Below are 25945 nucleotides of genomic sequence, written 5' to 3'. Positions count from 1 at the left end.
TACTAATACAGTTTTGGGATTTGGTTGATTCGGTTTATTACTGTTTTGAAATCGAGTCCGATGATTTCTAGGTACCATCTTAGCGATTCATAGCGAGGACGGTTTTCTTCTGAAACTAATTCAAGAGCTTCTTCTCTCGAAATCATTCCCTCTCTAATCTGATTACTTCTAAATGTATCAAATTCTGAGAAGCCGGCTACCGTATAGTATATATAGTTATAAAAACTTGCTGTCCCATCCCCTATGCGCCAGGTTGAAGTTAAGTCATTAGCTATTTCCCAATCATATTCATGAATAAGAATATCTTCAATTTCTTTTTCATTCCATTGATAAAAATCGAAGAAATGAAAATAGTCTTCACGAGGATTAAAATATCTTGAAAAAAAAGAACCAAGAGTATCAAAAATAGAAGAGTTAATATAGGATGGATTGGAAAGTATACTTTGTGAAATAAACCTAAATAAGGAAAATTGCCTCTTTATATTCATTGAATAGATCATTTCTTTTTTCCATTGTGGCGGTACTCCTGCGAAACCAACTTTAAAATCTGTATTCTCAAGAAAATTTATACCCCATATTTGTAACTTAATATTATTTTGTTTTCTTACTTGGTTTGCATACTTGAAAAAGTACTTATCACCCGCCATAAATAATGGTATCATACCCAGTTCCGGTCTTTTCAACCAAGCCTGAATATTTTTCTTTATATATTCTCTTTTCTTCCTAATGTCAGCCGCTACAATAATATTTTCAATACCAAGTTTACCGCAAACTCGCGCAATATTTCTCCTTGCTAAATCTGTTACCATCCCCCAATCGTACGTAAAAGCAATAGGGTTTAGTTCCAATACATTTTTTACAAAGTGTAAGACATAAGTACTATCTCTGCCCCCGCTAAAAGGAACGAGGCAATCATGTTCTCCACCTTTGCTTCGATAAGGTTTAACCAATTCTTTCAGTTCCTCGATTGATTTAGGCTGATTACGCTGCACATAATTTGAACAATAATTACAAACCCCATCTTGATTAAACTCAATAAACGGAAATGTCTCCGGTAGCACGCATCTTGTACATCTTTTCAGTTCTTTTATACGATCAATATTAAACTCAAGTAATTCTTTTTTATAACGATTGGTTGGGTCTGATGCAAACTTCTCAACATCAATTACAACTGATTTGGTATCTGCAGTGTTCGAAATTGTTTCTAAATCAATTGAATAATGTTGCTCTAAAACAGAAGCCGAATAATTTTTATATTCGTTTATCTCGTTACTGAAATCATAATATTTCATATTTTTTGTATCAATCAATATTCCCGAATTAGGTTCTACCTGCTTTAGTAAAATCTTCGGGAACTTACTGTAAAGATCATATTTTTTTAGCAGATTTGAGAGGAAGTATTTCTCTGAGGCAAAGATTAATATGTTTTCATAATCCGATAGGATATAAAGGGAACCATTATTTGTACCTAATAAAAACTCTTCTCTATCATTGAAAGCGATAGCTGTTGCAACAGTCCCGTATATCTCATCAAGGGTTAAGTTATAAGCTTCAATTGTGCTTTTTCCTTCTGATAAGTATTTACGCAACAATGCGAGCATTACTTCCGTATCTATGTCATATTCTCTCCGGATATCTTTATGCTGCTTCCAAATTTCATCAACATTCACAATTATTCCATTATGTACTCCAATAAGACCATCTTTGAGGACAGGTTGGTTATTAACATTTTTTACCTGCGAACCATTGGTGACAAGTCGCGCATGACCAAAAGCAATGAATATTCCACTATTATTTAGTTTAGTTTCTCTAATAATTTCATTATTAAGATTTTTAAATTCAATAGAATTCAATACATCATCAATCGAGATGGGTGCCTTGAGAACTTTAATTCTTTTCTTTGATTCAAATCTAAAAGAAAAGCCAGATGAATCTTGTCCTCTATCTTGAGATAGTTTTGCAACATCTTCAAGTACCCTAAATAGCTCTCTTCGATTATAATTTTCTTCTTTAGCAATTACACCAAATATACCGCACATTTAATTCCAATTATTAATTATTGAAAATACTATTGTGGAGTTTTCTTTCAACACGTATCATGTTGGAAACTTACATTTACAAAAATCGTTGTTTACTATTGTGGCCATTACGGGGGTCAAAATTAAACAGCTTAACTAACTCTTCACTTAAATCAATTGTGTCTTCGAATAATTGTATAGTATCATTTTTAAAAGGAGAATTCAAAATATCTAAAGAACATTCTCTTATTTTAGTATAATCGGATAATTCAACTGCATAACCAAGCTTATACTTATTTATTAATAATTCCAAATATGGAACTTTATGAAGAAAATGACTGCTCCAAATAAAAGGAGTTCCAAGAAAAGCAGCTTCAGCACACATGGTTTGACTATCACCCACTAAACATCTTGCATAATAAATTATATCTAAAATATCTGATGGATTAATTTGTATTCTTTCTAATGTCATTTGATTCATTAAACCATTAACATCTTCTTGAATTGTAATAATAGTATATTCTTTAAAAATATTTTTAATAATATCTATTGTTTTTAAATTAAGACCTTCTTTTCCTTTATCATGTATAGCATGAAGGCTTACTTTTCTGATAATTACATAATTATATTCTCTTAATTTATATTTTCTTATTATAGATTGATTAGGTATAAAAACATTAGGATGCAAATATGCTGATTGTTTGAAAGCATTAAATTGGATTCGTCTTGAATTTAATATACCCAAGTTTGTCCCTTTGGGGCAGATAATATAATCACAAAAAATCATAAAGAAAAATAAATATTTTATTGCGCCTATATCATCATCTGTAAAAAAATACGTTTTAACATTAATTAGTTTACCCCAAAAACCTAATAAATCATCAGTAATGAAAAAATCATAGTCTTTTTTTGCATATGGTTTTAGTCTAATTATTGTTTTAAAAAGTAATGCAATTTTATTTATGTAATATAATTTCTTTTTTGAGTTTCTTCCCTCTGGGAAAATATTTACATAATCCCAGTCTTCAGTTTTTATTAGATCATTTAAAACATCTTTCGAAGATATCAGTATCTTAACTTTATGACCATCATATATTAATTCGTTTATCGTTTTACGAAAAAGATAATATTTTGATGGATGAACTAAATAAAATAAATATTTCATTTTGTTTATACGAAAATTATTTTTTACTAATATTATTACTATTAAATAATAATTTATAATTATTTTGATTTATTTTTAACATAAACGCCAGAACTAGTACCCATAATAATTTCATTTTGATTCCGGTAAAATTAACCATCATTAATACATAAGCATTTATCAAATAAAAAAAGAAAAATATTATTATACTCATTTTTAAATACTTATATGTATCATCTAAATATTTATACTTTTTTATGATATAAATACTTTTTATTAAAATAATATATATCAATATTAAATAATAAATTAGGGCGAATAATCCTTGCCATTCCCACAAATTAAAGTAAACATTGTGTATTCCTGTATTTCCTTTATAATTAAAATTAAATCGTGTCAATGAACTACCATATCCAAAACCCCAAAAGCTTAAATGTCCAGCTTGTTCAATTATTGATTGATTTGATTGAGCAAAGTGTTCGTTTTTTGCAACATCCGCAAAAGAGACCGCCGCTGGCAGGGTTATATAAGCCCCTACGTACCTATGTACTAGCAATAGTGTACTTCTCGGCATGACGTCAAGATTAAGAAAGAAAATAATTATTCCTATTATTAGAATCAAAGCACTTGTAAATCTTTTTAATACACTTCGTTTTGCATAAAAAAGCAATAAAAATGTGCCCATAACAAGTAAAGATAATAGTAAACCACTTCGACGAAATGATAATATTTGAAATATTTGAAATATTATCACTAAATAAATGTATTTATTCTTGTTTTTTATATAATATAATGCCAAAAAAATTACTTGAACCAAAACTGCTAAAATGAGGGTATCTTCTTCCATCGTTACAGATTGGTATCCAAAATAATTAACGCCCTGTCCAAAAGCTCTTAATAATAATAAGTAGAATACCCGTATAACAAAAAATATGAGTAAATATTTCATCAATGTTCGAAAATAAAATATAAAATCTTCATTACTCCTCATTAAAAAAATAGCTACCATAAAAAGCAAATAAATATATAAATCTGGATCAGACAACAAAGGTAATCCTAAAATTGGAGTCAGTACTCTGCTGTTTGGATTCAAGAGCAACATTATAATATAGATTACTGTTATAAAAATTATTCTTTTCTCAAGGAAATTTCTCGAAATCTTTTTACGACTCCAATGATAGTGGAAGGCTATAATTGAGAGCAAAAAGATAAGAAACTGCATAAATGAAAAGTGTTTGTGCCCAAATCCTTGCAAAAATAACTCATAAAATCTTTGAGTCATCGGATGCTGATCGCCAAGATTTGGATCTTGTGAAGTAAATACATATACGAAGCTAAATACAATGAATATAATATGAGTTATAAGACTATATGTTGGTTTCTTTATTTCATTCATTTTTATACCGAAAAATCCGGTTAATTACTTTTTTACTATTTTTCTGTTTTGGAGATTATATCGTCAATTATCTTTAGACTATTATCCAAATTATATTTTTTGTAGAAATAGTCTTCATATTTAGATGTATTTTGTTTTAATTGCGAATATAATTCTTCGTTTTCACTAATTTCTTCCAGGTAATTGGATAGATCAATCGGACTCATAAAATGACCTATTCCTTTTTCCGCAATTAACTCATCAAAATAATAATATCCGAGCGGATGAATTGTTGCACAGGGAATACCTATTGAAAGTGCCTCGAAAAGAGAATTGGAATATGCTGTTAAGTGATACTTAGTCTCTTTAAAACAATCATAAATTGTAGTTTTATTATCTGATATAATTTTACACTTTAGTGGGAATTGATCATATAATTTTTGATAAATATTCAATGCTTCAGGATCTCTTGGATGCAATTTTATTATTAATATTATATTATTTGGTTTTATTGAAATATAACTCAAAAAATCTTTAAGATAATTAAATGCCTCGTCATGAAATACGTCTTGAGCGGTAAACAGTACATTAAATTCATTTTTTTTATTTTCAGGAGCAAACTTTTTCTTTTCAATATAACTTGCTTGTAAATACCCTACTTCATGAAGTTGCTCATCATTCCAGAAATTATTTTTTATCAGTATTTTTCTCCAATATTCACCAAATAAGAATAAATAATTTGGAACAAGAATCCTATTATCATGTTTTAAGTTTTCATTATAAATATATGCAGGATGATTATGATCGATTATACCATGTTGATATTCGATAATAGGTATATGCATCTCTTTGGCTGCAGCAATTATACCAAGGTGTCCTTGCACGCTTGTTATAAAAATGAGTTTGGGTTGTAATAATAAAAGTGTTTTCTTTGACTTACGGTATTCATTAAGAATGGAATATATTTTTAGAGATGAATATTTTGATTTAAGGAATTTTTTTAATAAGACTATGAGATTATCATCTATAATTCCATCTTTATTTAATTTTTCGAAGAATTGAATTAAATCATTCAATTTATCTTTAATATCATTTCTATTTTTAAATTTCCAATAGTAACTTAAATTATAAATAGGATTTTTAATAAAATACTCTCCAAATTCAGAGTAAGCCAAATGCTTTTTATAATTTTTTTCACCATGATTATAGTTAATGATTACCGAATCATACTTATCCGATAAATTAATTAATATATCATTCCAAAATGGGTCGATCCAGTAACCATTTTTATTTATTTTAAAATTTCTATTTGAAATAAACAATAATTTATTTTTATTATTCTTATAAACAATAAATTTTATATTAAATTTTATTTCATTACAATAACTGTTTAAAACAAATAATAATAATTTATTAGATTTTTTTATAACCGAAACTGTATTAGTTTTAAAATTATAAAATAGAAAAAAGTATAAAGAATCTTTAAGTAAATACCAGAGCGGGAATCCTTCATACTTTATGTTTATTAATTCAGTAAATTTTTCAACTTGGGATAGTTGATTTTGAAATTCCAAATATTCTTTATAATTCATTATTAAGTATTTGCTTTATTGTATTATTAAATCTTGTGACACTATCTAATTGCATTAATTTATTAATATAATCTTCTCTTTTTAATAAAAAGGACTCATAGACTGAGGCTGAATTCATAAAGCTAATTTTTTTATTAAATTCATCATAGTTATAAACTTTTTCATCTAATTTATCATTAAAATGATCGGCAATCTTTAGTAATTTTGAATTTATAATTATTATAGGTATTCCAGAGAGGATAGCTTCGAAAGAAGTTAAAGAACCTATAGAGACCTGAATGTGAGCATAGCCTAATAGTTGCGTCATAGTTTGTTTTGTTTCAACGGAATAATTCTTTACTTTTTCTTTATTAAATAGACTTTCATACTTTTGTTCTGATTCACCCGGATGTATTTTAAATATAAAGTGATGATTTGGATTTTCAATAATCGCTTTTTGATAAATTGTAAATATCTTTTCAATTTCTTCTTTCGTAAGAAAACCTGTTAGATCATTAGTGCAGATAAGTATATTAAGATTCTCTTTAGGTAAATCGCTCATAATTCGATTTATATTAAACTTACTTCTTGCGATAATTTCCTCATAATATGGATTTCCAACATATTTAATTTTATCATCAGCTTTTTTGCTATTATAGTCTTTTTTAAAGTACTCTCCCCATAAAAATAAATAACTATCTTTGAATTCATTGCCATAGAGATTATTGTACCTACCAAGAGGTATGTTCAATAGTCTGTTAAAACAAATTCTATATAAATAATTTTTTACATTCGTCGTAAAATTATAATGAGGAGACTCAAGAAAGGCTGATTGATAAACTACAAAAGGAATTTTCTTTGATAAAGCCCACTTATATATATCTCGATTTATCAGTAACATGTCTGTTGTTGCTACGATTATTGATGGTGAGAGTTCATTAAGTGTATTATAAACTTCTTTCCTATAAAATTTATATAATTTAATAAATTTAATTAAATTTTTAATTTTATATTTTAAGTTTGCCTTGTAAATAATACTAAATAAAAATTCCTTATTAGGATTATTCTGTATGTAGATCTTATCAAATAGTTTTTGATCAATTTTGCTACTTTCATATCTCTGAACAAAATTCATAGGAAAATTAGTTAAAAAATAGAAATAGTTAAATTTTTCTATTTTATTAGCTGCAAGTCTAGTATAAATTGGATCAGATAAATAGTGGGCATCCGGAATAAAAAGTATTGTGTTAGGTTTGAGATTACGGGTCATTTAAAGTCTATTTCGATTTAAAATTTGAAAGATAAAGTCTCGGTACAGATAAAAATAATAACTTATAAAACAGACAGCAACCAATGTTTTAACGAATAGACCAACCAGCGGATCCATACTAAATAAATAATTGAATAAAATTATGGTGAAAAACATTATGAAACTTATAGGTATTATCCCAAGCCAGTTAAACGGAATAAAAAAACATCTTTTTTTTGTATAAAAGTATAATAAAATGAATAAAGAGAGTGACGAAATAATGGAGGCAAATACAGCTCCCGCCAATCCAAACGATTTTATTAATAAAGAGTATGAAAGTAATGTAATTCCGGCTACTACTAGACCGAAAATCATGTCTTGTTTCATTTTTTTACTTTGTTGAATAAACGCACCCAGGATTGAACTTGAAATACTCGCTATAATTACACCAAGAATAATGGGAGGTATATAATAATAAGCAACAAAATATTTATAATTTAGAAAATAGTAAATAAATTCTTTTGAAAAGAGAGCTAACATAAAACCTATATACAGTAATAATAGTATGAATGAATTATTATAACGATAAAGTACACTCTTTGTTTTTTCTTCAAAAGCTGTATCGTTAACTAATTCAAAAAAAATAGGATGATAAGCCATAGTAAATGCTCCGGCAATTACTGCCACTAACCCACCTAGTCGTTTACTTAATGAATAAATCCCTAAGTCGTGATATGAAAGATTCCCGGCAATAAAAACTCGATCGGCTTGCCCCAGAACCCATGCAGCAAATAATGTGGGTAAAATTGGCAAACTGAACTTTAATGATTCACTCAATATTTTGTAGTTAAACTTTAGCTTGACATGCATTATTGTGATATATAAAAAAAAAGGAAGAAGCAGTACTGAAGAATAAAATTTACCTTTAATAACACCATATGCGCCTTCTTCTTTTACTACTAAAAAATAAAAAATCAGTGAAGTAGTTATAACAACTTCGCAAATGGATAAGAGTAAAAACTTCAGTGCTTCGCTTTTTAATCTATAATAATTTTTAGGAATTAAAAAGAAATTCAGAGAAAAAGTCATAAAAATAGTAAAAATGAAGAAAGGATAAAAAGCAATTTCTCCAAAAAGAAGATGGATATAATTTTTAAATAAAAATACTAAACCTAGCATAATGATGGATATAGCACTCATTGCAATAAATAAAGTACCTAAAAACTCACCTTTCTCTTTTTCATTATAGTCCCAGTACAATCTAATGATGGACCTATCAAGTGCAAGTGAAAAAAAAACAGCAAAAAGAGCCTGCACAGTAACCATTGCATTGACGACCCCATAATCTTCAGGTAATAAATACTTGGTGTAAATAGGAAGCAATATAAATGCAACTAATTGTGGAAGTAGATTACCAATTGAGTATAAAAGAGTATTTTTAATAATTTTACTCAATTAAGCAGAATCACTATATTTTTGGGCATATGTATTCCTAACAATAAGATACAAATAACCAACTAGCTTTATTGGAGATAGGATAAGAATAATAAGACTACTCAAAAACACTTTACTAAATAAGCTCAGGAAAATATTGGAACATAAGAAAAGTTCTTCTATATATTTCAATTTTAAGAATTGTTTAAGTAAATTTTTAATGATAACAATTCTATACTTTGTTATTGGGTATCTTTTTGAAACTAATATTGTTTCAAATTCATTAATGAATTTATATGACTGGTATATCGTCTCAACTTTGTTTACAAAGATATTTTGGTTAGCCCATTCTTTCAAGGAGGGTTCAACATGTCTAATGGCCAAATATTTATTTATATAACCAACTTTATTTGAAAACAATAAATATTTCATGTGGAAATAGTGATCCCAATAATGATATGGTGTAACAGGAATATTCTTTACTTTAAAGAACTCTGTCCTATACATTGCCGATGCTTGTGACCACCCATAATTTCCTTTTCCACCTATTAGGTGAAATTCCAGATACTTATATGGGTCGTACACCCCGGTTTCTATTTCCTCTCTTTTTAATTCAGAAAAATTTCCGTCAATCCCTTGAAATCTTTCTTTTGCGAATACAAATGAAGCGGCAGGATATTTATCTAAAAACTTAATGTATTCTTCTAAAGCCCCCATATCAAAAATGTCACCAGCACCAGTAATGAGAAAATATTCAGTTTTTACTAAATCAATCCACTTTTTGAAAACAAATGGAACACCTATATTAATATCATTTTTAATTAAACTAATTCTTTCATCATTGTAAGATTCTACGATCTTTCTAACCTCAAGTGAAATTGCTTCATCCTCTGGAGAATTGTCATCAACAATTATCGTTTTGAATGCTTTGTAGGATGATTTCAGTAATGATTGAATAGATGGGATTATTAATTTTGGTTCTTTAAAAGTTCCAAATACAATTGTTATTTTTGGATTATCCATTTATATTCTGTCAGTGAAAAAAATATATGCGTTTTTTAGTTCATCAAATATTCTTGAATCTCTTGTAATAAACATAGATATTTGTGGTCTTTCAATGGAATAATTCGTGAACAAATTATTTAACAAATTTTGTTCTTCATCCGAGCTTGGCAAATTTATCTTGATAAAAATAATATTGGCTATTTTACAAACTACATCGAGAATTTTTATTACAAATTCCTCGTACCCGAAAAATTCGTATATTATTAAAGTATCTTTATTTATGACACCATTAACGTAAGCATAAATATTTTTTTCATGCCGGTAGTAATAAAGAAGATTTTCTTCACCAGGTGAGTAAACTGTACCATAACCAGAAATTATTTTACCATCTTTTCTAATTACATATTCATTACTAAGTTTCACTCTAAATTCATCAATCATTGCAAGGTCGGAATGGTCTGCTTTTTGAACGCCCCCCGAAGGAATAAAGTATGTATTAGATTTTCTCAAAGCATCTATTTTTGTGTGGGCTAATAAACCTTTTTCGTTTAATATCCAACCTAATTTCGTATAAAAACCATGTAAATTTGTCCACAAGAAACCCGCATCATAACCATCGTTAAAATATTTTTCTTGCACATAATTCAATAAACTGCTACTCAACCCCTGACCTCTAGCCATTGGGTCCGTATAAACTGAACCAACAAAGAATAAATGATAAACTGTACTTTTCTTTTTGAAAAGTACAGTTTTAACTGCTGTGAAGGCTTTAATTTTATTATCAATTTCTAATACATAAAGATTTTCCAAATTATTTGTATCATATAAATTTGGAAATCTTTTAGTTATATGAAGTTTCTTCCCTTTTGAGCTAATAAATTCATAATTGATTTTATCAACAAGGTTAGTCAATTCAGATAATGTTATATTTCTAATCTTCATTTATAAACACAGTAAATCTGCTAAATGGAATTTACCCACCAACCAGATGGCAAAGCAATAAAATTGGTGTAAAATTCATTAACTCCTTTCAATTCTATTTTTGAATTGAAAATAGAATAATTATTGTTTGGTAAATGGATACCAGAAGCATAGTAGTTTCTTTCTCTAAAAAATGAAATGGCTTCTAATTTATTCTCCGCAAAGCAACCATATACCCAATAATTTGGTTTTGACCCATTAATTGAATTTAATAGCGAAATATTTTTAATTTCTTTTAATTTTACGTTCCAAACCGTTGCGTTTTCATTCTGCTTCCCCAAAAGAGAATCTATATAATGCACTTGCTGTAATCCAATATATGCACTTGTTTCATTTAATGTAGCTCCAAATCCGGGCAGCGCAATATCACATTTTTTTGATATTTCTCCGTTTTCATCTCTAAATTTTTTGCGGTTAACCCCTAGATCTCTTATTAACAATGCTCTTTCATAAAGTTCTTTCCTACAAAAAGACAATCCCCCACCATCAATAGTATTAGGTAATCTCACAGTCTGAAATGAAAACGCTGTGATATCAGCTCCGAGATTTCCCATTTTCTTATTAGAATATTCCGAGCCAAATGCTTCAATAGCATCATCAACTACATATAAACCGTATTGTCGAGCAATTTGGTTTATTTCTTCAACATACCCAACGTAACCGCAATGATGATTATGAAAAATTGCTTTAGTTTGTTTTGTTATTTTCCTCTTTACATCACTCGGATCCAATGTTCCAGTTTTGGGATCAATATCTGCCCATACAACTTTTAAATTTTGTGTTGCAAAAGGTTGATTAGACGCAAGACAACTCATAGGTGATGCAATTACTTCATCACCTGGTTTTAATTCAAGCACTGCTATTGCAACTAGCAAAGCTGAATTAAAAGAATTAACAGAGAGAAAATACTCATTCCCAATATATGAGGAAATAGCTTTTTCGAATTCTTCCCCCCAGTAACCATAAGATAATTTACCAGAATAAAGGATATTATTTAACTCCGGCAATTTATCAGGCATATATACTTTATATAAAGGTATCACGTTTTACCAACCGCTTTTAATAATGTCAACTATTTTCTCTCTATCTTCATCAGTAACCCACCAACCGCAAGGAATATGCAACATTTTACTATAAAACTTATCTAGATTTGGCAATTCACATTTTGACTTGGAAAAAAAAGAATGACTATCATTTCTTTTATGCAACTCCGATGCCATAATGCCGTTTTCCGCAAGCTTTTTTATTAAATCTTCTCTTTTTTCCACTTTTAGGGTATAAATCCAGTAAGAAGGTTCCGACTCAGGGTAGTATTTTAATAATTCCACCCCCGGAACATTTTTAAGTGAACTGTCATAATATATTCCGTTACTAATATATTTGCTAATAACAGAATCGATATAATTCATTTGACAAAGACCAATTGCCGCAGTTACATTATTCATATGATATTTATAGCCTTGCAACTTTATATCATTTTCTATTCGAGATAGTTTTTTGTCTATTCCAAACCATCTAATTAATTTAGCTTTTTCATAATTTTCTTGATTATTAAAAGCAATCATTCCTCCGTCAACAGTTGTCAAATGTTTTATTGCCTGGAAAGAAAAACAAACAAAAGGGAAATGATTCCCTAATTTTTCACCGTTGTACTTTGCCCCAAGCGCGTGAGCTGAATCTTCAATAATCGATATATTGTATTGCTTGCTAATTCTTATAAATTCATTAATATTTACTGGAATACCTGCATAATCAACTGGTAATATTGCCTTAGTTTTTTCCGTAATTTTTGATTCGGCATCGAAGGGATTCATAGTTCCATTATTCGGATCAATATCGGCCCAAACTATTTTTGCACCAGTCATTTTTATTGCAAGATTTGTAGGTTCTGCAGTCAGAGCGGTACTAATTACTTCATCCCCTTTCCCCACTCCAGCAAGCACTAATGCTATATGTAGTGCAGCTGTTCCAGAGTTTAATGATACTACTAAATTATTTTCAATGTATTTTCCGAACTCTGATTCAAAATCATCAACAAACTTACCTTGTGCGATATATCCTGAATACAGAACATTTTCTAGTGATGCAAGTAATTCTTCCCTTGGGGGAAGAAATGACCTAACTAGTGGAATAGTTGTCATATTTTAGAAAATTCTCCTTCTTCAACACTAACCTTACTCATTTCTTCATCTGATCTTTGAATTAATTCTCTTACTAATCTGTCGTCTTCAACAACAGCATCATCCGAAGAATATTCCTTTTTAAGATCCTCGAATACTTCTTTAATCCACCAAGGGTTGACTTTAAAATAATTTCCCATATCAATTGTTCTTTGTAATTCCTCTTCAGTAATCAGGATCTCATGTAATTTCTCGCCAGGATATTTGCCGATTACTTTGTAATTGAACGGTTTTCCCTCATCTTCAGATAAGATTTTTGCGAGATCCAATATCTTCGCAGAAGGTGCTTTTTTTACAAATGTTTCACCCCCTTCGGTATTTTCGGTAGCAAAAATAACCAAATCAATTGCATCGCCCAAGGTTAATAGAAATCTGGTCATTCCCACGTCAGTGATGGATAAGGTCTGATTCATTGATAATTGTCTTCTGAAAAATGGGATAACCGAACCTCTGGATCTCATCACATTTCCGTATCTTACACAACAAAGTTTGGTACCTTTATTCATCGGAGAATGGTTGGCACTAATAATTAATCTCTCTTGTATTGCTTTTGTCATTCCCATTACATTAACAGGTTTTACAGCTTTATCTGTACTAACGGTTATAACTTTTTTAACTTTATGTCTCAAAGCTGAGTTAATAATATTACTGACACCACTAATGTTAGTCTTAACTGCCTCCATTGGTGAGAATTCACATGTTGGAACTTGTTTTAATGCAGCAGCCTGGTAGACAATATCTACACCCTCCATCGCCTCTTCAACACGCACATGATCTCGAATATCGCCAATAAAAAATTTCAATTTTGGATGGTCTTCATAGTGAATCCTCATATCATATTGCTTTTTTTCATCCCTACTCAGAATTCTTACTTCTTTAACATCACTATTTAATAATCGGTTAGTAATAAAATTTCCAAAAGAACCGGTTCCTCCTGTGACTAAAATTGTACTATTTTTAATTGTCATTTGTATCCTTTTTAAATTTTGAGTAAATAAAAGAATCGTAGAATTTTCCGTCCTTGTATATTTGCTTTTGCAATCGCGCTTCTTTCTCATAACCTAGACTCTCTAATAAACCATATCTTTGAGAATCAAACTCATATACTTCGACATATATCTTTATTAAATTTAACGAAAAAAATGTATATTTTTCTAATAATTTCACAGATTCATTAGCCCAACCATTATTATCAATATAAAGTAGATTTTTACCGATAAAGAGTGATAATTGACAATTTCTATTAATCCAGTCTATATGATTGATTCCACAAACACCAATAAACTCATTTGACTTTGTTAAATAAATAGCAAACATATATTCATTAAGGTTATTTTTATTATCGATTTGTTGAAACCATTTCAATTGCTGGCTATATGATATTTCTTTATGTTCTCTAAAATGTTTTCTGAAAAATTCATTGTTTCGCCATTCTAGAATTTTTTTCAAATGGAATGTTTCAACTGGACCTAAACATACTAACTCGCCAACAAGCATGTTTAAACTATTGTATTATTAGTCTTTGAAGTCATATTAATTAATTATCTTCTTATATTTTGAATGAAATTATTCCTATTATCGTTTTTATTTACAGATTTTTAAAAAGTATTTTTTATGCGAAATGAAATAAATAAGTAATTAGATTTCATATTCGATAATTGATGCATGATTTTTATTATGGGCCTATATTTCTAATTATTCTTACTGGATTTCCTGCTGCTAAAACTTTTTTGGGTATACTTTTTGTGACCACACTTCCTGCACCAACAACGCTACCTTCCCCAATAACAACCCCAGGCAACACGATAACATTTGCACCCAACCAACACCCCTTCTCAAGGATAACATCTGCAACATTTGAACCCTGATTGATAATTAATTGATTAGGATCATTGAATCTATGGTTAGTCGTATATATATGGACTCCCGATCCAATTAGGACCTCATCTTCAATTGTAATCTCCCCTCCAGCATCAAGAGTTTCAGCAAATAACATCGTAGATGGTCTAATTACTACCCTTTTGCCAATTGAAATTTTTGAACATGCAATCGCATAAGCACCCGGTCTGAATTCAGCACCCTCTCCAAAATATTTAAACTTCTTTTGACATAATTTTCGACCCAGAGTTTTAAAGTACAATTTATAATGATTAATTGGAATATCGGGACCAATTCTATCAGCATTTTGCCAAAATTTAATACGTTCAAAAATCACCATATTGTATACCCTCCATCAACTACAAGATTATGGCCAGTAACATAGCTAGAAGCATCTGAAGCCAAGAAAACTACCGCACCATTAATTTCATTTCTATTTGCTTTTCTTCCTAACGGCACTTTGTCACTATACTTTTTATTAAATTCCGCATTTTCCGAAGGATAATATATGCCTCCCGGTGTTATAGTATTTACCCTGATATTATCTTTACCATAGTATGCAGCCAAATATCTTGTAAATGCATTTAGTCCTCCCTTTGCTGCATTATAAACTCCATGCGAATAAATTCTTTTAATATTAGGTGAGTCTTTAGTATAAATTTCATGAAGATTGGAACCTTCGTAAATTCTTTGATCATTGCCAACAATGCTATATATAGAAGAGATATTAATGATAGAACCCGATTTGCGTTCTTTCATGATTGGGATGAAAGCTTGTGTCGCCAGAAAAGGGATTGTAAGATTACCTAATAATCCTATTTCCCAACCTTCCAAAGAAACTTCCTCAAATGGGAGATAAAAGTCATTACCTTTCGACGTAGTGGAATTGACAAGCACATCAACTTTTTTTTCTTTTTCTATAATAGAATCTCGCAACACAATTAAATCGTTTTTATTTGATGCATCAACTTTCTCGAGAAAAAAAGTTTCGGGATATTGTTCTTTTAAAGCGTATATCTCAGAATTGTCCTTTATATTAACATCCACACTATAGACAATGGAACCAAATTCTAGTAATGATTTGCAGAATTCAAGACCAAGATAACCGCTACCCCCAAAAACAACTGCAACTTTACCAGTTAAATCAAACATATTTCCACTCCATTATTATTACTTATCATGCTGTACGCAATTAACTTGTCGACTTCTAAGCCTTCAGAAAAAGTACAACCGGTATCATTACAATTTCTAAGAAAGTCAGTCATTTGTGATTTATATTGCAAATCATAATCCTCTTTCTGATTATATATTACTTGAGGCTGTCGCATTTCGTAAGATGTATAATTAATTTCTGCATTAATGAAATCATATTCAAGGTATCCTTTTTCAAAATATATGTATCCTTTTCGCTTAATTTGAGGACTTAATAAATCATTATGGATACTAATTCTGGTACATAATTCTGTCTCTAGCAATATATCTGCAGTGTCGTCGACATCAATTTCTAATTCACTCACTTTACCAAGTTTTGTAAATACTTTCTTAAATTTACCAAATAAATACTGCGACAAATCAATTTCGTGTGATAACGTTCGAATTGCTCCCCCACCTAAATTTTTATTTGCTACATAACTCTTGCGGTAATCTTCATAGGGATGCCAGAATGGCAAATAGTACCCTACCATTAAACATGCGGACAGAGGTTTTCCGTAAACTGAACTTTGAATTATTTTTTTGATCTCTCTAAATAATCCATGAAATCTCAAATTAAATCCTACCATCCCAGGTGTATTTTTGATTATATTAAGAAAGTCATCACTTAATAAAGTCAAGTCAATATCACCCAAAAAAGGTTTTTCAACAAAGACTTGTAAATTCAATTTACTGAAGATCTTGAAGTAGTGTGAGTGAAGACTTGTTGGATTGCTTATAATTACATGAGTGGGGTTCCAACCTATTGCTTCATTTAAATCTGTGAAAATTTTTATTTTTTCCAACAGCGATAAATCTGGAGTTAAAGTTCCACGGTTAGTCCTAAGTGCTCCAATATTGTATTCACCAATTTCTAAAAGACAATTTAGATGTCTCAATCCAATTGAGCCTAAGCCAACTATCAAAATTCTATTCACTTTTGACACTATAATTATTTTGTGATTCCCAGTTTACTTTAAATGCATCGCGACAATTTTTATTTATTTCTACAACTTCCTGATGTTCATCCAAAAAAGAGATTATTTCGCTAATGCCTTTTTTATATGTGTCAAGTCCGAAATAATTAAATATTGCCATAAAAAAATCATAATCTTCTTGATAATCAAGAGTTAATCTATAATTCGATCTTTTTAGGGTTTCTGGAATTACTAAATCAACTACATTAAATAATCCAGTATCGGTAAAGTATTTTCCCCATACTTCTGTTGAGTTACTTGATTTTATTTCACAAACTTTACTGAGAGCGTTAATTTTTATGCCATATGAAAAAAGTCCGTGAGGTAAATCCAAACAACGTATTAAATCAGCCTCTGATTTTTTAAACTCTTTAATAATCTCACTAATGTATTCGAATGAAACCAACGGGCAATCCGCAGTAACATTAACGATATAGTCTAAATTAAAGAGAAGTGCCGCATCCAACAACCTTTTAAGTACGTCTTCTTCGCTTCCTCGAAAACAATTTATGCCTTCTTCCAAAGCTATCTTTTCTAAAGGATCATCTTGACTGTTAAGAGAAGTACAAATGATTATGTTATGTAACTGATCTGATAGCTTCAATCTATCTATCATCCATCGAATTATTTCTCTGTCAAATATCTTCAAAATTAATTTGTTTGGAAGACGTGTTGATTTTAACCTTGCTGTAATTAAAAATCCAATTTTCATTTTATTCTCTAGTAAAATGACTGCTGTTCAAAATAGAATTGGCTTTTAAATTTCTCCTAAATTTAGAACCTATTTTTTCTAACACGTCTAGTTGAGATAAATCGGATTCTTGATTACTTCTCTTAAATATTAAATTATCAAGTGTAAGGAAGTCATTTTCAGTAACATCTTTAGAAATAAATGGTGCTTTTTTCATTGGGCCAAAAGTGGAATACTTCTTCTCTCCAGCGTTTAGACCTAGAAGCCCATCTCCATTCAATTGTTCTAAAATCCGCAACTTATCAGCAATTTCGTTAAACATTTCAATTGTAATAGCAGCCTGCCAATCACACCTTTCTACTCCAAATCGATGTGTTACGTGCTTCTCTATATAATTCATTCCTAAAGTGGCTTCAAGAAGTGTAATCAAAACATTGTTTTTTTCATTCCAAGCAGTATGATCGGCAAAACCATATTCAAAATCAGGAAACATTTGCATAATTTTTTTAACTTTTCTGAGATTGATATTTGCATATTCTGTAGGATAATTCTGGAATCCGAACATTAAAATTATATTCTTGGATTGCAATATTTCAATCGCATTTTCAATCTCATATAGGGTAGATCCACCGACTCCCAAGACTATTTTTTGAGTTTTACTTATATTATTCCTAATATGTTCAAGTAAATGTATGTCATTGAGACAAGTAGAGTGAACTTCTATGAGATATGGATTAAATTTCATTCCAAAATCTACTGACTTTTTATCATTGAACAATAGCATCAATTCTTTTTCATTATTGATTGTTAATTCTAATAAAAATTCCAACTGCTCCTTTTTCAGCATCCATTTATTTAAAGTATTGAATAAAGAATAATTTCTATCAATATATTCATCAATGTCCAACAAGAGATGAAATTTAATAATGTCTGCTTTGGAATCACTCAGAATTTTTTCTGATAAAACCTTTATAAACTCAAAATCTCCTTCGTGATGCCAAGCTGTTTCTGCAATAAGTTTTATTTTATTTTTCATGACCTTTTACTTAAATTATAAAAACTATTTTTTAACAAAACACGCCTCGTCATTTATTCTCAGCCTGGTTTATTTACCGCAATTTGAAAGAAAATACAAAAATCTTTTTTTAATAGAACTGTTGAGTTTTCATTTCCAGTTTTATTGTGTAATTCGTAGTTTTTGTCCGCATCATATTCTTTATATTTTATGATGTATTAACTTGCACAAGGAAAATCCTCTCTGCTCAAAAAATAACAAAGTAAGAATCAATACATTCGCTATGGTTTTCAAGAATACTATCAATATTTTTCTCAGTATAAAATTTATTAATTATTGTTTTAATATTTTTTTATAAAATATACTATCACTTGATATGGAAGGGGAATCTACTTCTTTGATAAAATCGGACATTTCTTTTAAAAAGTAATTATAAAGAGAAATGTTTTTAAGACTATCAAAAATCATAAAAGTACATTGTTAAAATTTATTTGGACCATTCCATGATACACTTTTGCTCACCTGCAACAATTGAACTTAATCGATTAAATTTTACTCCAGGTAATAATTTTTCTGTAAAAGCCTGATCAGATTTACACGATGATTCAGCAAAATGAAGTAGTTTTTCATCATCGAGAATTTCAACAAATGGACATCTCAGGAATTGAACCTTTAAATATGTTTCAGTGGACTCTATCACTTCACAATACGAACTTTTTAAAGAGTGTTGAAGATAATGCTCTCTAAACCTGTCAAAACGTTGTTGTGAAGCCGGCTCAGTACCATCAAAAACTTCTTCGTAATAAGTAATTAAATAGTTAGCAGCAGCATAATCGGCGATTTCAATAGCTTTTTGTAATGGCAAGTTTGAGTCTATTGCTTTAAGAAAACTTAAAGTAGAAAGCAAATTCTTTTTCTTCTCTAAATACACTTTGTCTCTGAATATTTTCATATTACTTTTCTTTTTTATTTTTAAAGGAAAAAGATATTTAGTTTAATGTGCAGGCACTTTTAATCTCCAAACACCATCCTTCTTCTCCACTATTTCCTTATTTGCAAATTTATCAACTGTATCCCAAAACTCCTTTTCAGTAATACCTGTAAAAGAAAGAAAATCATTAAGCATTTTTTTGTCCAGTTTATATTCTTCTGCATTGACATATTTAAGTGCTTCGTCACGAGTCATTTTGCCTTCTCTTATATAGAGCGAGGCATAATCAGTGGAAATCCAATGTCCAAACTTCACAAACTTCATCCAAGTGTGAACTAAATATCCGATTGTATCAATTTGATCATATTGATTTATAAAGCCATCGCGTATCCACTCGCCAGTATCTTCTAAAGATTTAAAACCCCTAGATTTAGCGAATTCATAATTGCCGTGACTACTCCAAGGTACGTAATAACTTAAAAACACTGGGTTAAGTTTTGCATTTGCGATCAGTTCTTTCGATGGATAGATTGCTGGTTGCACGTCCTTCAGTTGAATTTCGTTATCTAGCCATTCTTCCCAAGGTACAGGTTTTACCACGTCGTTATTAATCTGCTCTAATGCGCTCGGTGAATCGGTGTTGACAGCTCCGCCCCTCTCATAATTAGTATTTTCACCATAGATTATTAAAGGTATCCCTAATTTGATTGCAATTTGTAAAGGATAAGCGTATATAGCAAGATCAAAGTACCATGTGGGTGAACCAAGTTTGAAGAATGCTTTACGAAACATTTTTTTACAAACCTGAGGATTGAGTGACATAACATGAGCATCCACTCCGAAAGTTGTCAACAAATTAGACCAATTTTTCCTTCCTGTTTCTGTCCATGAAAAATTATCAATTGACACTATTAATGGGTTCATTTTGAGTTTTTCTTTGAAAATATATGTTTGATAATGACTATCTTTTCCACCACTTGCTGTTATAATACAATCATAATAATTTCCATTACTACCTCTATAAGTATTAGCAAGTTCCTTAAGTTCAAACCACCTCTTATCCCAATCTATAGTCTGTTTTCTCTGATGGTTTTTACATGGGGCACAAATTCCATCTTCATGAAAGAAAATATTTGGTCTTGTATCGGGCATGATACAGTTTTTGCAATATTTCATATGAATCACCTAAGTTATTATTATAAAATTTATATTACTCAGTATTTGAGCATCCATATTATTCGTACTCAAATCTCAATTTCCATTCCCCATTTTCTTTTTTCCATATATGAGGAAGTCTCCAGCAATCAATTACTTCCCAAAAATGTTCTTCGGTTATCTCTAAATATTCTAAAAAATCATTAAAATATTTTTTGGGAAATTCACCTTCATACTTTTTTATCAAAGCGATACCCTCTTCACGGGTTAGATGCCCATCTCTAATTTCGTGAGCCGCATCTTCCATAGCTCTTCCTAACCCAAATTTTATATATCTTAAATAATAATGCATTCCATCCATCTTGTCATCAAGGCTAGCATATTTTGAGTAAGTTCCTTCGGTACGCACAGGATTTGCTTTAAAACCCATATTTTCAGTAACGTAATAATAGTTTTCTTGAGGGATCCATTTCTTGTAATATGAAAAAAAGTGTTTACCAACAATCCCAATCTTTTTCATATCTTCAATTTTGGGAGGTTCATAAAAAGTCAGGTCGGATTCATCAAAGTCATCCTTCGTCAAATAGTCTTTGTTTTTAACTCCGTATTCCAATAATTCCCTGAAAGTTACTCCCTTAAAAAAATGATCAACGAATTCTTCAACAGGTTTATATGGTTTATCAAAATATTTTGGATCTCCACCATATTCAGCCTCACCATTCTCTCCATAAAATATTAGATTTACTCCATGCTTAACAGCCATATGAAAAGGATATGAGATTTGACCAAGTACAAAAACATGGAAAGCATCACCTAACTCTTCAAAACATAATCTTGCGAGTTTGCGTTGAAATCTACCATTTGGAGTGCACAGAATATTCTGAAATCCTGCTTTAATAAAAGATTGAAGGTTTTGGAATCCAATTTCAGTATATTCAAGTGGACTCCATGTAACAGTAAGGGGATGCATACCATATTTATATTTTAACTGATGTGCAACATATCCTGAATCTTTACCTCCGCTACTTGGAACTATGACATCAAATGATCCATCGTTTTTTCTATGTTTGTCTAGAAGTTTGATTAACTCATTCTCTCTTTTATCCCAGTCAATTGTATTTTTATACTGATTGTTTTTACAACCACTACAAACACCGTCCTCGTCAAAAAGTATTCGTGGCCTTTGATTACTATAGCCACATAATTTGCATAATTTGACGACTTCCGGTAATTTTAGTAATTGCCTTTCAAGATTACCACGTTCAAACATTTATTAATCTCCTATTAGATTATTCATTTCTAAAAAATTATTTAAGAAACTTAGCCCAACTGATCCACTTTTTTCTGGATGAAATTGAGTCGCTATGACATTCTCATGCATTACGGCAGAACAAAATTTAAAATCATCGTAGAAAGTTTTTCCAAGAGAGATAGATTCTAATTGTGGTTTAACAAAAAATGAATGTACAAAATAAAAAAAATCTTCTGATGCAAGTCTACGCAAAAATGAAGATTTTGAATCACTATTATTTTCAAAATAAACTTTATTCCAACCAATATGAGGTATTTTTTCCGTTATTATATTTTTTTTCAGTGACAATACTTCACCTTCGAAGACACCTAATCCTTTATAGAAACCAAACTCAAAACTTTCAGAAAACAAAAGTTGAAAACCAAGACAAATGCCTAAAAAAGGCTTCCGGCTATCGATAAAATCATGAATCGGAGAAATAAAATCAAGTCGATTTAGACTGTTCATTGCCTCTTTAAAAGCGCCTACACCAGGCAAAATTGCTGCATCAGCACTTGCCAAATCATGAAAATCACTTGAAATAATGACTTCAAGTGGGAATAATTTAAGAGCATTTTGAACACTATAAAGATTACTCATCTTATAATCAATTATAACTATTTTTTTCTTTTTGCTATTCCTTATCATGATCTACAATTAATACCTTTGTTGAACAAGTAGTTTTTAATCTCTAATAAATTAGTTGAGTCAATTCGTTGATTTTCTTTACCGCTTTTTAAAAAATCTATATTTCCTTCTTCATTAAATCTATCCATCTCTATATTATAATCTTTAATAAAATTATAATGTAGAATTGAAGAAATGGCTACTGCATCAGCTTTTCCAGCTATAATAACCTGGTAAATATGGTGAATATTTCCAGCTCCACCATGTGCGATAACTGGAATACCCACGGCTTCAGAAACTCTCTTTACCAATTCCAAATCAAACCCTTGCCCCGTCCCCTCTCTATCTACAGAAGTGATTACTATCTCCCCAGCTCCTAACTCTTCAACTCTTTTTGCCCAATGAACTACCTCAATTCCAGTATAATCTCTTCCATTGTCAGTAAAAGCTAAATAGTTGCCATCGGGTTGTTTGATAGCTTCGATGGAAATAACTATTGTTGAAGAGCCAAAATATTTAGAGGCAGATTGAATAATTTCGGGATTTTTTATTGCCGTAGTATTTATTGCTATTTTATCTGCTCCAGCAAGTAGGACTTTTTGCATATCATCGATAGTGCGTAACCCACCTCCAACCGTGAGTGGAATAAAGATTTCTTTAGCTATCTTTCTTATTAGATCATCAAGATGATTTCTCCCATAGAGACTTGCTACTGTATCTTGATAAAATAATTCGTCAGCTCCATTTTCATAATAAAATCTCCCCATTTCATCAGGTTTACCTAATACCCGAAGACCTTCTAGATGCACTCCCTTGACCACATTAGGTCCTTTTATATCTAATCTAGGAATAATTCTAATATTTTTTGACATATTTAGTCTACTGCTTCTTTAACTACAATAATTTGTTTAGAGCCTTTTTATATTCGGTCATCTCACCAATATCAATCCAGGAGTTTTCACTTATTGGATAAATACCAATCTTGTGAGTCGATTTTATTTTTTCTATCAAATGTGTTATGTGAAAGAACTCATCTTTTGGAATATGTTTTAGAACTTCAGGTTTGAGAACGTACATACCTGTATTAACCAGAAGGTCATATTCCGGTTTTTCTTTAATGTCAATAAGTATTCCACCGTTCTCAATTTCACATATACCGTAAGGAATATTATAATGTTTTAATGAAGCAACAATTGTTATATCATTTTTTTCTTTAATATGATGCTCTAAAATATCCGTATAATCTGCTTCTATAATTATGTCACAATTAGTTAGAATCATATTCTTTTTGATTTCGCCATCAATTTTTTTAAGAGCACCGATTGTTCCTAAAGGTTTTTCCTCATCAATATATTTGATTTTATAGCTTGGTTGTATTTCTTCAAAATAGGATTTTATTATTTTGGCTTTGTGGTTAACTGATATATAGAATTCATCTTGTTGATAAGCTGTGAACTTTTCAATTATTACTTCAAGTATTGTTTTATCGCCAATGGGAATAAGTGGTTTAGGAAGAATTTTAGTGAATGGATCCAATCTTGTCCCCTTACCACCAGCCATGATAACAACTGCGGCATCAATTTTATTTTTTATTTTACGAATAATTTTCTTGTCAAACAAATTATCCCACGTTAGAAATTCGACTATTATGTGATCATCATTAACTACCGGTACATAAGAAATTTCTCTCTTGCGTATTTCTCTCTTAATGTTATCTATGTTATAATCATGCTGGACAAAGAATGTACCTTTGAAACAAACCTTGTCCACTTCAATTGATAAATCACCATCTTTAAGAATCCAGCGTCTTATATCACCATCTGTAACAGAACCGATAAGTTTATTGCTCTCATCAACGACAAAAAGAATTTTTTCTAAATTTCTATCAAGCTGCTTAATAGCATCTTTTGCAGTCGCTGTTTTGTCAATTAAAATATTTTTGAATTGCTTTTTCATACCAATTGGTTTCCAGGTGAGAAATAAAATCTTTTTACTATTGAAATAATTTTATCAGCTGTATTACCCTCACCGTAGATATTTTTTTTATCTAAATCCGGCATTTTTTTTATTTCTTCAATTTTCTTTTTTATTTGATTTGCGTCAATTGGAGTATCAATTATGTTTTCCCCTCGGTCACGACCTTTCTGACGATCACCGATATTTATTACGTATTTTCCAAAAGATGCTGCTTCAATAATACCACTTGATGAATTACCAATCACTGCATAACAATGCTTCATACAAGAGTAATATTTTAAAGGTCCAAGTGCATCAAAGGCGAAAACATTTTTATTAGTTTCACTAAATTTCAGCAATTCTTTACGAATATATTGATTAGAAGTATCATTGTTTGGAAGCGTAATCAAGATTTGGTAGCCAGATAGCTCAATTGCTTTAATAAATTCTTCTACCAACTTTGAGTTTACATTTAAATTAATGGTTTCAGGATGAATCGTTGCTAGCAGTGTTGGTTTTGTAAAATCTATCTCAAGTTCTTTTTTCAATTCATCTATTGATAATAACTGCATTTCCGTAATATTATCTAACGCAAGTGCACCCACATTATAAACAAACTCATCAGAATCAATTAATATAGCTACTTTCTTAGCATGATTTTCAGTTGAAGTAAAATGATACTTTGACATCAATGTAATAGAATGCCTAAATTTATCATCAATTGCACCTAACGTACTTTCACCGCCGTGAATATGAGCTACAGGAATGTTAAATGGAACTGATGCAGATACTGCTGCAAACATTTCAAATCTATCTCCTAAAGCGAAAATCAAATCATAATTTTCTTTTTCATAAATATGAGCAAATTCTTTTATTGTATTAGCCATACTTATTGCTATTGATTCCGGTGAAAAATCGGATTCAAGAGCGCTTACAATGTATTTAGCTTTAAAACCATCTTTTTCAATAAAATCTACTGTTCTGCCAAATTCTTTATAAGGATGGGAGCCAAAGGCAATAATATTAAGGTTTAAATGCTTTTCAGAAACTAACTTTTTCATAAGGGGTAGATAAATACTGTAATCTGATCTACCCGCAGTTAATAATGCGATTTTTATTTGTCGTTCCAATTTAGTTAATCTTATTTTAGGAAGAAATTTTAAGAATCAATGAAATAACCATTGTATTCATTGTGTGACTTTGTGTTTCCTCTGTGATACTTGGTGAAACAAAAAAGAAGCGTCACAAAGTTACACTAAGTTTTTCACAAAGTTTC

At 30.1% G+C, this 25945-nt stretch carries 24 protein-coding genes; all 24 read right to left on the bottom strand.

What is annotated here, in order from left to right; all coding sequences use genetic code 11:
- Positions 1 to 2: 2 nt before the first annotated feature.
- The 24 genes from QY331_07420 to neuC all read right to left on the bottom strand — a co-directional run bounded on the left by QY331_07420 (position 3) and on the right by neuC (position 25799).
- The gene (locus QY331_07420) at positions 3 to 2039 is read right to left on the bottom strand and encodes a hypothetical protein (GenBank protein ID WKZ71080.1); all 2037 of its coding nucleotides are present in this window, start codon (positions 2037 to 2039) and stop codon (positions 3 to 5) included.
- A 76-nt stretch (positions 2040 to 2115) separates the two neighbouring features.
- Entirely contained in the window at positions 2116 to 3183 is a 1068-nt protein-coding gene (locus QY331_07415) for a hypothetical protein (protein ID WKZ71079.1), read from the bottom strand.
- Between the two features lie 16 nt (positions 3184 to 3199).
- The gene (locus QY331_07410; protein ID WKZ71078.1) at positions 3200 to 4558 is read right to left on the bottom strand and encodes a hypothetical protein; all 1359 of its coding nucleotides are present in this window, start codon (positions 4556 to 4558) and stop codon (positions 3200 to 3202) included.
- A gap of 35 nt (positions 4559 to 4593) precedes the next feature.
- The gene (locus QY331_07405; protein WKZ71077.1) at positions 4594 to 6129 is read right to left on the bottom strand and encodes a hypothetical protein; all 1536 of its coding nucleotides are present in this window, start codon (positions 6127 to 6129) and stop codon (positions 4594 to 4596) included.
- A complete protein-coding gene (locus QY331_07400; GenBank protein WKZ71076.1) occupies positions 6119 to 7378 on the bottom strand; it encodes a hypothetical protein in 1260 nt (419 codons plus the stop codon). The genes QY331_07405 and QY331_07400 overlap by 11 nt, the downstream gene beginning before the upstream one ends.
- A complete protein-coding gene (locus QY331_07395) occupies positions 7379 to 8812 on the bottom strand; it encodes an oligosaccharide flippase family protein (protein ID WKZ71075.1) in 1434 nt (477 codons plus the stop codon).
- Positions 8813 to 9814, bottom strand: a complete 1002-nt coding sequence (locus QY331_07390; GenBank protein WKZ71074.1) for a glycosyltransferase family 2 protein — start codon at positions 9812 to 9814, stop codon at positions 8813 to 8815. It abuts the gene before it with no gap.
- Positions 9815 to 10738, bottom strand: coding sequence for a GNAT family N-acetyltransferase (locus tag QY331_07385; protein WKZ71073.1), 924 nt, complete (start codon positions 10736 to 10738; stop codon positions 9815 to 9817). It abuts the gene before it with no gap.
- 20 nt (positions 10739 to 10758) lie between these two features.
- Complete coding sequence (locus tag QY331_07380) at positions 10759 to 11796, bottom strand: aminotransferase class V-fold PLP-dependent enzyme (protein ID WKZ71072.1); 1038 nt, start codon at positions 11794 to 11796, stop codon at positions 10759 to 10761.
- A 27-nt stretch (positions 11797 to 11823) separates the two neighbouring features.
- Entirely contained in the window at positions 11824 to 12918 is a 1095-nt protein-coding gene (locus QY331_07375) for a DegT/DnrJ/EryC1/StrS family aminotransferase (GenBank protein WKZ71071.1), read from the bottom strand.
- The gene (locus QY331_07370; protein WKZ71070.1) at positions 12915 to 13925 is read right to left on the bottom strand and encodes an SDR family NAD(P)-dependent oxidoreductase; all 1011 of its coding nucleotides are present in this window, start codon (positions 13923 to 13925) and stop codon (positions 12915 to 12917) included. The genes QY331_07375 and QY331_07370 overlap by 4 nt, the downstream gene beginning before the upstream one ends.
- Positions 13915 to 14454, bottom strand: coding sequence for a GNAT family protein (locus QY331_07365; protein WKZ71069.1), 540 nt, complete (start codon positions 14452 to 14454; stop codon positions 13915 to 13917). Before QY331_07365 ends, QY331_07370 begins: the two co-directional genes overlap by 11 nt.
- Before the next feature lie 178 nt (positions 14455 to 14632).
- The gene (locus tag QY331_07360; protein WKZ71068.1) at positions 14633 to 15175 is read right to left on the bottom strand and encodes an acyltransferase; all 543 of its coding nucleotides are present in this window, start codon (positions 15173 to 15175) and stop codon (positions 14633 to 14635) included.
- Positions 15169 to 15987: an SDR family oxidoreductase gene (locus QY331_07355; GenBank protein WKZ71067.1), complete on the bottom strand. Its 819-nt coding sequence runs from the start codon at positions 15985 to 15987 to the stop codon at positions 15169 to 15171. The genes QY331_07360 and QY331_07355 overlap by 7 nt, the downstream gene beginning before the upstream one ends.
- On the bottom strand, positions 15975 to 16964 hold the full coding sequence (locus QY331_07350) for a Gfo/Idh/MocA family oxidoreductase (GenBank protein WKZ71066.1): 990 nt from the start codon (positions 16962 to 16964) through the stop codon (positions 15975 to 15977). Before QY331_07350 ends, QY331_07355 begins: the two co-directional genes overlap by 13 nt.
- The gene (locus tag QY331_07345; protein WKZ71065.1) at positions 16957 to 17715 is read right to left on the bottom strand and encodes a hypothetical protein; all 759 of its coding nucleotides are present in this window, start codon (positions 17713 to 17715) and stop codon (positions 16957 to 16959) included. Before QY331_07345 ends, QY331_07350 begins: the two co-directional genes overlap by 8 nt.
- A 1-nt stretch (position 17716) precedes the next feature.
- A complete protein-coding gene (locus QY331_07340) occupies positions 17717 to 18730 on the bottom strand; it encodes an N-acetylneuraminate synthase family protein (GenBank protein WKZ71064.1) in 1014 nt (337 codons plus the stop codon).
- A gap of 466 nt (positions 18731 to 19196) precedes the next feature.
- Positions 19197 to 19661, bottom strand: coding sequence for an L-2-amino-thiazoline-4-carboxylic acid hydrolase (locus QY331_07335; GenBank protein ID WKZ71063.1), 465 nt, complete (start codon positions 19659 to 19661; stop codon positions 19197 to 19199).
- A 42-nt stretch (positions 19662 to 19703) separates the two neighbouring features.
- The gene (locus QY331_07330) at positions 19704 to 20816 is read right to left on the bottom strand and encodes an N-acetyl sugar amidotransferase (protein WKZ71062.1); all 1113 of its coding nucleotides are present in this window, start codon (positions 20814 to 20816) and stop codon (positions 19704 to 19706) included.
- A gap of 58 nt (positions 20817 to 20874) precedes the next feature.
- Complete coding sequence (locus QY331_07325; GenBank protein ID WKZ71061.1) at positions 20875 to 22065, bottom strand: N-acetyl sugar amidotransferase; 1191 nt, start codon at positions 22063 to 22065, stop codon at positions 20875 to 20877.
- A gap of 3 nt (positions 22066 to 22068) precedes the next feature.
- Entirely contained in the window at positions 22069 to 22734 is a 666-nt protein-coding gene (hisH, locus tag QY331_07320) for an imidazole glycerol phosphate synthase subunit HisH (GenBank protein WKZ71060.1), read from the bottom strand.
- Entirely contained in the window at positions 22731 to 23585 is an 855-nt protein-coding gene (locus QY331_07315; GenBank protein WKZ71059.1) for an imidazole glycerol phosphate synthase cyclase subunit, read from the bottom strand. Before QY331_07315 ends, hisH begins: the two co-directional genes overlap by 4 nt.
- A 22-nt stretch (positions 23586 to 23607) precedes the next feature.
- On the bottom strand, positions 23608 to 24669 hold the full coding sequence (locus tag QY331_07310; protein ID WKZ71058.1) for a nucleotidyltransferase family protein: 1062 nt from the start codon (positions 24667 to 24669) through the stop codon (positions 23608 to 23610).
- Positions 24666 to 25799, bottom strand: coding sequence for a UDP-N-acetylglucosamine 2-epimerase (gene neuC / locus QY331_07305; protein ID WKZ71057.1), 1134 nt, complete (start codon positions 25797 to 25799; stop codon positions 24666 to 24668). Before neuC ends, QY331_07310 begins: the two co-directional genes overlap by 4 nt.
- Positions 25800 to 25945 lie beyond the last annotated feature (146 nt).

The sequence above is a fragment of the Melioribacteraceae bacterium genome, from assembly GCA_030584085.1.
Taxonomy (GTDB): domain Bacteria; phylum Bacteroidota; class Ignavibacteria; order Ignavibacteriales; family Melioribacteraceae; genus SURF-28.
Note: the sequence above shows the minus strand (reverse complement) of the source record. Positions and strands in the feature narration are given on the sequence as shown.

Coding starts and splice junctions, on each gene's coding strand:
- QY331_07420 (WKZ71080.1), bottom strand. CDS start 2,039: ATGTGCGGTATATTTGGTGTAATTGCTAAAGAAGAAAATTATAATCGA.
- QY331_07415 (WKZ71079.1), bottom strand. CDS start 3,183: ATGAAATATTTATTTTATTTAGTTCATCCATCAAAATATTATCTTTTT.
- QY331_07410 (WKZ71078.1), bottom strand. CDS start 4,558: ATGAATGAAATAAAGAAACCAACATATAGTCTTATAACTCATATTATA.
- QY331_07405 (WKZ71077.1), bottom strand. CDS start 6,129: ATGAATTATAAAGAATATTTGGAATTTCAAAATCAACTATCCCAAGTT.
- QY331_07400 (WKZ71076.1), bottom strand. CDS start 7,378: ATGACCCGTAATCTCAAACCTAACACAATACTTTTTATTCCGGATGCC.
- QY331_07390 (WKZ71074.1), bottom strand. CDS start 9,814: ATGGATAATCCAAAAATAACAATTGTATTTGGAACTTTTAAAGAACCA.
- QY331_07385 (WKZ71073.1), bottom strand. CDS start 10,738: ATGAAGATTAGAAATATAACATTATCTGAATTGACTAACCTTGTTGAT.
- QY331_07380 (WKZ71072.1), bottom strand. CDS start 11,796: ATGCCTGATAAATTGCCGGAGTTAAATAATATCCTTTATTCTGGTAAA.
- QY331_07375 (WKZ71071.1), bottom strand. CDS start 12,918: ATGACAACTATTCCACTAGTTAGGTCATTTCTTCCCCCAAGGGAAGAA.
- QY331_07370 (WKZ71070.1), bottom strand. CDS start 13,925: ATGACAATTAAAAATAGTACAATTTTAGTCACAGGAGGAACCGGTTCT.
- QY331_07365 (WKZ71069.1), bottom strand. CDS start 14,454: ATGCTTGTTGGCGAGTTAGTATGTTTAGGTCCAGTTGAAACATTCCAT.
- QY331_07360 (WKZ71068.1), bottom strand. CDS start 15,175: ATGGTGATTTTTGAACGTATTAAATTTTGGCAAAATGCTGATAGAATT.
- QY331_07355 (WKZ71067.1), bottom strand. CDS start 15,987: ATGTTTGATTTAACTGGTAAAGTTGCAGTTGTTTTTGGGGGTAGCGGT.
- QY331_07345 (WKZ71065.1), bottom strand. CDS start 17,715: ATGAAAATTGGATTTTTAATTACAGCAAGGTTAAAATCAACACGTCTT.
- QY331_07340 (WKZ71064.1), bottom strand. CDS start 18,730: ATGAAAAATAAAATAAAACTTATTGCAGAAACAGCTTGGCATCACGAA.
- QY331_07335 (WKZ71063.1), bottom strand. CDS start 19,661: ATGAAAATATTCAGAGACAAAGTGTATTTAGAGAAGAAAAAGAATTTG.
- QY331_07330 (WKZ71062.1), bottom strand. CDS start 20,816: ATGAAATATTGCAAAAACTGTATCATGCCCGATACAAGACCAAATATT.
- QY331_07325 (WKZ71061.1), bottom strand. CDS start 22,065: ATGTTTGAACGTGGTAATCTTGAAAGGCAATTACTAAAATTACCGGAA.
- hisH (WKZ71060.1), bottom strand. CDS start 22,734: ATGATAAGGAATAGCAAAAAGAAAAAAATAGTTATAATTGATTATAAG.
- QY331_07315 (WKZ71059.1), bottom strand. CDS start 23,585: ATGTCAAAAAATATTAGAATTATTCCTAGATTAGATATAAAAGGACCT.
- QY331_07310 (WKZ71058.1), bottom strand. CDS start 24,669: ATGAAAAAGCAATTCAAAAATATTTTAATTGACAAAACAGCGACTGCA.